Source organism: Azospira sp. I13 (assembly GCF_003112695.1).
Classification (GTDB): Bacteria; Pseudomonadota; Gammaproteobacteria; order Burkholderiales; family Rhodocyclaceae; genus Azospira.
The window spans coordinates 28,822-35,457 of record NZ_BFBP01000002.1 but is presented as its reverse complement, the minus strand read 5'-3'; the positions used below and the strand labels follow the sequence as shown (position 1 = coordinate 35,457).

Below are 6,636 nucleotides of genomic sequence, written 5' to 3'. Positions count from 1 at the left end.
GGGGTGGGCGCTACCGCCACAAGAAAATCCGGGTGGCCTACGTTTCTCCCGATTTGCGCGAGCATCCGGTGGGCCACCTCATTGCAGGGGTCATCGAGCGGCACGACAAATCCCGTTTCGAAACCGTTGGCATCTCCCTGGGAATTGACGACCAGAGCCGCCTGCGCAGCCGCTTCATTAATGCCTTCGACCGTTTTATCGATGTCCGTACGCTGGGCAACCGTCAGGTTGCCGAATTGATGCGGGAGATGGAGATCGACATTGCGGTGGACCTGGCCGGCTACACCTCTGATTCCCGGACGGAAATTTTTACCCATCGCCCCGCCCCGGTGCATGTCAATTTTCTTGGCTATCCGGGCACCATGGGCTCGGCCTGTATGGACTACATTCTGGCCGACCCCCACGTCATTCCCCCCGAACACCAGGGCTACTACGACGAAAAGGTGGTCTATCTCCCTGACGCCTACCTGCCAACCGATGCCGGCGTGAAAATTTCCGAGAACACCCCCAGTCGGGCCGAGTGTGGTTTGCCGGAAGAGGGTGTGGTGTTCTGCTCCTTCAGCCACGATTACAAAATTTCCCCGCCGGTTTTCGATGTCTGGATGCGTCTACTCAAGCAGGTGCCAGGCAGTGTGCTGTGGCTGATGTCCCGCAGTGAAGCTTCCCAGCGCAATCTGGGCCTGGAGGCCCAGGCTCGGGGCGTGGACCCGGCCCGGCTGGTTTTCGCCAAGCGCGTGCCGCTGGTGGAAGACCACCTTGCCCGCTACCGCCAGGCAGACCTCTTTCTCGATACTCACCCCTACAACGCCCATACCACGGCGGCGGATGCCCTCATGGCAGGCCTGCCGGTTGTCACCTACATGGGGGGCGCATTCCCTGCCCGGGTGGCGGGCAGCCTGCTCCATGCCATAGGCCTGCCTGAACTGGCTGCGGACTCCCTGGAAGGCTACGAAGCCCTGGCCCTGCGGTTGGCCCTGGATGATGGTGCGCGGGCCGAATTGCGGGCCCGCCTGGCAAAAAACAAGGAAACCCACCCGCTTTTCGATACGGATGGCTTTTGTCGCCACCTGGAGGCCGCCTATGTCTCCATGTGGCGTGCCACCCAGTTGGGCCAGCAGCGGGATGCATTGAGTTGATCCACCATCGTTTGCCGTTGGGGCGATGCCAAAAAGAACTACAGGGAGAAGTCAGTCGTGAAGCTACATATTGGTGGTCGTGAAGCGAAAGAGGGTTGGAGCCTGCTGAATATCCAGCCGGGAGAAGGGGTGGATTTCATCGGCGATATCCGCAACCTCGAACAGTTTGCGGATGGCTCCTGCGAAGAAATTTATGCCTCCCACGTTCTGGAGCACATTGGCCAGATGGATATGGTGCGGACGTTGCAAGGCATCCGTCGCCTGCTGGTGCCGGGGGGGAAGCTGATGATTTCGGTGCCTGACCTGGATGTGCTGTGCAAGCTCTTCATCCACCCCGCCCTCAACCTGGAGCAGCGCATCCACGTGATGCGCATGATGTTTGGTGGCCAGGTGGATCCCCATGATTTCCACTACATCGGCCTGAACCTGGAAATTCTCGGCCAGTACCTGGCCTTGGCCGGTTTTTCATCGGTGGCTCGGGTGGAATCCTTCGGCCTGTTCAACGATACGAGCGATTTTCGGCCCTACGGCGTGGCGATCAGCCTGAACGTCGTGGCCCAGAACTGAAGAGGGGGAGCGATGGCAACCGATATTCTGGAAGTAGTCCCGGGGATCGAGAAGATCAGCATTCTCGATATTGGAGCGAATTCCCAGGGCGAAGGAACGGAGCCCTACTATGAGCTGGCCCAGCGGGGCATGGCCCGGGTCATCGGCTTCGAACCCGACGCCAAGGGGTGCGCCGAACTGAACCAGATGTACGGCGCCCGGGGCGACCGCTACTTCCCTCATTTCGTGGGCGATGGTTCGCCCCGGGTCTTCCATGAAACCAACTGGGCCCTGACCGGTTCCCTGTATCCGCCCAATGTGGCTCTGCTGCAGTGGTTCAACGGCCTCTACGAGGTCACCACCCCGGTGGCCCAGCATCCCGTTTCCACCGTGCGCCTGGACGACATCGAGATCGACGGGGGCGTGGACCTGCTCAAGATCGATATCCAGGGCGCAGAGCTGGATGTTTTCAAGGGCGGCCGGAGAGCCCTGCAGGACGTGCTGGTGATCCAGACTGAGGTGGAATTCATCGAGCTTTACCAGGGGCAGCCCCTGTTTGCCGAGGTGGATACTTTTCTGCGGGCCCAGGGCTTCTTTTTCCACACCTTCCTGGGCTTCGGCCAACGGGCCTTCAAGCCCCTGGTCTTCCCTGATCAGCCTTCCCGCGGTATCCGGCAGTACATCTGGAGCGATGCCGTGTATTTCCGCCACCCGGACGACTGGAAGAATCTCAGCATTGCCCAGTTGAAGAAGATGTTCCTCATCATGAGCGAGATGTACCAGTCCGCCGACGTATGCATGCGCATCCTGGAAACCATCCGCGCCCGCAACGGTGAGGACTATCTCGGGGCGTATCTGGAAAAACTGAGGAATGACATTGCTGCGGTCTGACATCCGGTCCGGTTCGGGCCTGGAAGATTGTGCCGGGGGGCGGCTGTGGCATTGAACAGGCCGTCCTCCGAGTTGCAAAAGCTGTTTCTGGAAATGGCCGTGCCCGTGCGGCGGGCCTTTTTCTTCAGCATCTTTATCAACCTGCTGACCCTGGCCCCGACCCTGTACATGATGCAGGTGTACGACCGGGTCATCTACAGCCGCAACGTCACCACCCTGGTGATGCTGACGGGCCTTGTCCTCGGCCTCTATGTCCTCACCGTGGTGCTGGACTTCGTGCGGGGCGAGATCATGGCCAACGCTGCCCTCAAGCTGGACCAGACCCTGGGCGAGCGCCTGTTCGACCTGGTCTTCGATGCCAGCCTGCGCCGGCTGCCGGGAGGCGCCAATCACGCGCTGGCCGACTTGCGGAACCTGCGGGACTTCCTTTCCAGCCCTGCTGTCATGGCGGCCATGGATGTGCCCCTGGCCCTGCTTTTCCTCATCCTGATCTATCTGATCAACCCGGTGCTCGGCCATTTTTCGCTGATCGGTGCCTTGCTGCAGTTCATCCTGACTTACGTGCAGGAGCGCCGCACCGACCCGCCGCTGAAGCAGGCAGGGGCGGCCATGATGAATTCCCAGTCCTACGCCCATGGGGTTCTGCGTAATGCCCAGGTGATCGAGGCCATGGGCATGTTGCCGGTCCTACGCCAGCGCTGGCAGGCCCGGCAGCGCCATTTTCTGCGTTTTCAAGCCCTGGCGTCGGATCACGCCGGGAGCGGCATGGTAGTGGCCAAGGTGGTGCAGATTGCCCAGACTTCCTTGCTGCTCGGGCTGGCCTGCTGGCTCACCCTGAAGGGCATGATGGCGGGTGGCGGCAGTGCCATGATTGTGGCCTCGGTTCTAGGTGGCAAGGTCGTGCAGCCCCTGGTTCAACTGACATCGATGTGGAAAATGGTGGTGGGAGCACGGGACTCCTTCGGTCGCCTGGACAAGCTCCTGCAGGAGGTGCCACCGCGGCCCAACAGCATGCGCCTGCCTGCACCCAAGGGCCATTTGGTGGCCGACGGCGTAGTGGCGGCGCCACCTGGTGCTACGGCTCCGGTGCTCAAGGGCATCACCTTGCAGGCCTTTCCCGGTGAGGTGCTGGCGGTCATTGGTCCTTCCGCTTCGGGCAAGACATCCCTGGCCCGGGTCCTCATTGGCCTGTGGCCCACCATGGTCGGCAAGGTGCGGCTGGATGGCGTGGATATCCACCAGTGGAGCAAGGCAGAGCTTGGCCCTCATCTGGGCTATCTGCCCCAGGAGGTAGCCCTGTTCGAAGGCACTCTGGCAGAGAACATCGCCCGCTTCGGCCCGGTGGATATGGCCCAGGTGGAGGCGGCAGCCCGGGTGGTCGGGCTGGATGAAATTGTGGCAGCCCTGCCGGCTGGCTACGATACGGAGATCGGCAGTGACGGTTGCTTCCTCTCCGGTGGCCAGCGTCAACGGGTAGCGCTGGCCCGTGCCGTCTACGGCAACCCGCGCTTGGTCATTCTCGATGAACCCAATGCCAGTCTCGATGAGGCCGGGGATACGGCCCTCAGCCAGGCCTTGCTGGCCCTCAAGGCCGGCGGCGCGGCAGTGATCGTCATTTCCCACTTGACCAGCGTGCTGCGGGTGGTGGACCGGATGCTGGTGATCCAGGAAGGTGTTACCAAGCTCTACGGCAAGCGGGATGAAGTGCTGGCCGTTCTCTATCCCCGTCCCAAGACTGGGGAAGGCGGGCCTGGCAGTACAGCCCCTGCCGGAGGTGGCGCATGAGCAAACCGGCCTTCTTTTCCCGCAGCCGTCTGGCGGAAGCCCTTTGGGGGTTTCGCCGGGAATTCATCGTGGTGGGTATCTTCAGTCTCGTCAGCAACGTGCTGATGGTTATTCCCACCCTGTACATGTTGCAGGTGTACGACCGGGTAATGGTCAGCCAGAGTGAGCTGACCCTGATTTCCCTGACCCTCATCGCCCTGGTGCTGTTGGGGATCATGGGCTTTGCCGAGTGGGTGCGCTCCTGGCTGCTGGTACGGCTCAGCGTGCGCCTGGATGAATACCTGGGTACCCGGGTGTTCATGTCCACCTTCGAGTCGGTGCTGCGCCGTAGTGGTTTGCCGGTGCAGAGCTTTGGGGATCTGACCGGGATTCGGCAGTTCCTCACGGGACCGGCAATTTTTGCCTTTTATGATGCCCCCTGGACCTTCGTCTATATCGGTGTCCTCTTTATTCTCCATCCCTGGCTGGGGGTGCTGGGCATCGTCTTTGCCCTGATTCTGGCGGCGCTGGCCCGGGCCACCCATTTGCACACCTACGATGCCCTGGAGGCCGTCCAGGAATCCGCCGGCGCTTCCTTTGGCTATGTGCAGGGCAAGGCCCGGCACTGTGAGGTGGTTGAATCCCTGGGCATGCATGACAACCTGCGACGGCGCTGGCTGGAAAAGCACCGTCACCATCTGGGCCTGAACCATTTCGCCCAGGACCGGATGCACCGGATGCAGGAATTGTCCAAGTTCTTCCGTTACAGCCAGCAGTCCCTCATCCTTGGGTTCTCCGCCTTGCTGGTTATCGAGGGAAAAATGACACCGGGGGCCATGATCGCCGCCAACTTCCTCATGTCCCGCACCCTCGCACCCATCGATGCCATGGTGGGGACCTGGCGTCACTTCGTCGGTGCCCGGCATGCTTTCCGGCGCCTGGAGGGGCTGCTGGAAACCTTTTCGCCCCAGGAGCGCCATGGTGTCGAGGCGCCCCAGCCTGGCAAACTCGAATTACGCAGCCTGGTGGCAGGGGTGCCTCAGCGGGAGCGCCCGATTCTGGATGGTCTCAATCTCACCCTGGAGCCGGGGGAGGTGGTTGTGGTGATTGGGCCTTCCGGTTCCGGCAAGTCCACCCTGGCCCGCTGCCTGATCGGCATCTGGCCTGAGCAGGGCGGGCAGGTCTTGTGGGGGGCGCAGCACCTGACTGAGTGGGAACGTAGCGTCATCGGCCCGCAGATCGGCTATTTGCCCCAGGAAGTGGAATTGTTCGAAGGCTCCATCGCCGAGAATATTGCCCGCTTCGGCGAAGTGGATCCGGAACGGGTGATCCAGGCTGCCCGTCGAGCGGGTATCCATGATATGGTGCTGCGGCACCCCAAGGGGTATGACACCCAGATAGGGGAGGCTGGTCAGCTGCTGTCCGCTGGGCAGCGGCAGCGCATCGGCCTGGCCCGGGCAATGTATGGTGAACCCCATTTGATCGTTCTGGATGAGCCCAATGCCCATCTGGACGATGCCGGCGAGGTTTCCCTGGTCCAGGCTGTCAGGGAAATGAAGGATTTGGGCGCTATCGTGGTCCTGATATCCCATCGCACCAACGTCTCGGTGGTGGCAGACCGGATCTTGAAACTGGAGGGGGGGCGGTTGGTCGGCGATTTTCGCAGACGCCAGGCAGCTGAACTATCGCCCGACCCTGCTGTCCCTATGGCTTCCCGCTGACATTTTTTTACATTTCCCTCTAAAGTATCAGGGAGATTGGTCGTAAATCGGGTTGGATACCAGTAATTTCACCAGTAGGTGGAGGGGGTGATTGCTGGTAGTGTTGGTTGTGTTACTGCCGGTCCAGAGATTTTGTCGCTTTGGTTTGCCGTGGTAGAGGCAAGGCATGGTACGGATGTTGCTAACGCTCCTAAGTTGCTGACATCCTTGTTGAATCCAAAAATGTAGGGAGTTGAACATGAGCTTTATTACTGCGCTGACTACCACCCAAATCCAAGGCTGGACGACGACGGAAGCGGCAGCACTGACCTCTTCCCAGGTCGCCGAGTTGTCTGCAATCCAGATTGCAGCCATTGAGACCGCGGACCTGGCAAAAATCACTACGGATGCGCTGGCCGGCCTGAAAGCTGTCCAGATCGCCGCCCTGACCACCGACCAGATCGTGGCCCTGACCACTGATCAGGCCGCTGCCCTCACTTCTGCCCAGCTGGCCGGTCTGAAGACCGCTCAGGTGGCTGCCCTGGCCACTGACGACCTGCAGAAGATCACCACTGCTGCGCTGGCTGGTTTGAGTGTTA

Annotated in this window: 5 protein-coding genes and 1 pseudogene; all 6 read left to right on the top strand. The window is 61.0% G+C overall.

Features of this window, described 5'->3' with window-relative positions:
* Nucleotides 1-1,136: pseudogene (locus tag AZSI13_RS17780) on the top strand (acetylglucosamine transferase); the annotation flags it as partial.
* A 57-nt stretch (nt 1,137-1,193) separates the two neighbouring features.
* The gene (locus AZSI13_RS00165) at nt 1,194-1,703 is read left to right on the top strand and encodes a methyltransferase domain-containing protein (RefSeq protein ID WP_109039165.1); all 510 of its coding nucleotides are present in this window, start codon (nt 1,194-1,196) and stop codon (nt 1,701-1,703) included.
* Nucleotides 1,704-1,715: 12 nt separating this feature from the next.
* Nucleotides 1,716-2,573 carry an FkbM family methyltransferase gene (locus AZSI13_RS00160; protein WP_109039164.1) on the top strand — a complete coding sequence of 286 codons (858 nt, stop codon included), beginning with the start codon at nt 1,716-1,718 and terminating at the stop codon, nt 2,571-2,573.
* Nucleotides 2,574-2,645: 72 nt separating this feature from the next.
* Nucleotides 2,646-4,358, top strand: a complete 1,713-nt coding sequence (locus AZSI13_RS00155; protein ID WP_235609579.1) for a type I secretion system permease/ATPase — start codon at nt 2,646-2,648, stop codon at nt 4,356-4,358.
* Complete coding sequence (locus tag AZSI13_RS00150; RefSeq protein WP_109039163.1) at nt 4,355-6,058, top strand: type I secretion system permease/ATPase; 1,704 nt, start codon at nt 4,355-4,357, stop codon at nt 6,056-6,058. Before AZSI13_RS00155 ends, AZSI13_RS00150 begins: the two co-directional genes overlap by 4 nt.
* 238 nt (nt 6,059-6,296) lie before the next feature.
* A partial coding sequence (locus AZSI13_RS17420) for a hypothetical protein (RefSeq protein WP_165833253.1) occupies nt 6,297-6,636 on the top strand: 340 nt, incomplete at its 3' end.

What these genes read in the sequence shown, in the direction of transcription:
- AZSI13_RS00160 (WP_109039164.1), top strand. Translation starts at nt 1,716, where the DNA reads ATGGCAACCGATATTCTGGAAGTAGTCCCGGGGATCGAGAAGATCAGC.
- AZSI13_RS00150 (WP_109039163.1), top strand. Translation starts at nt 4,355, where the DNA reads ATGAGCAAACCGGCCTTCTTTTCCCGCAGCCGTCTGGCGGAAGCCCTT.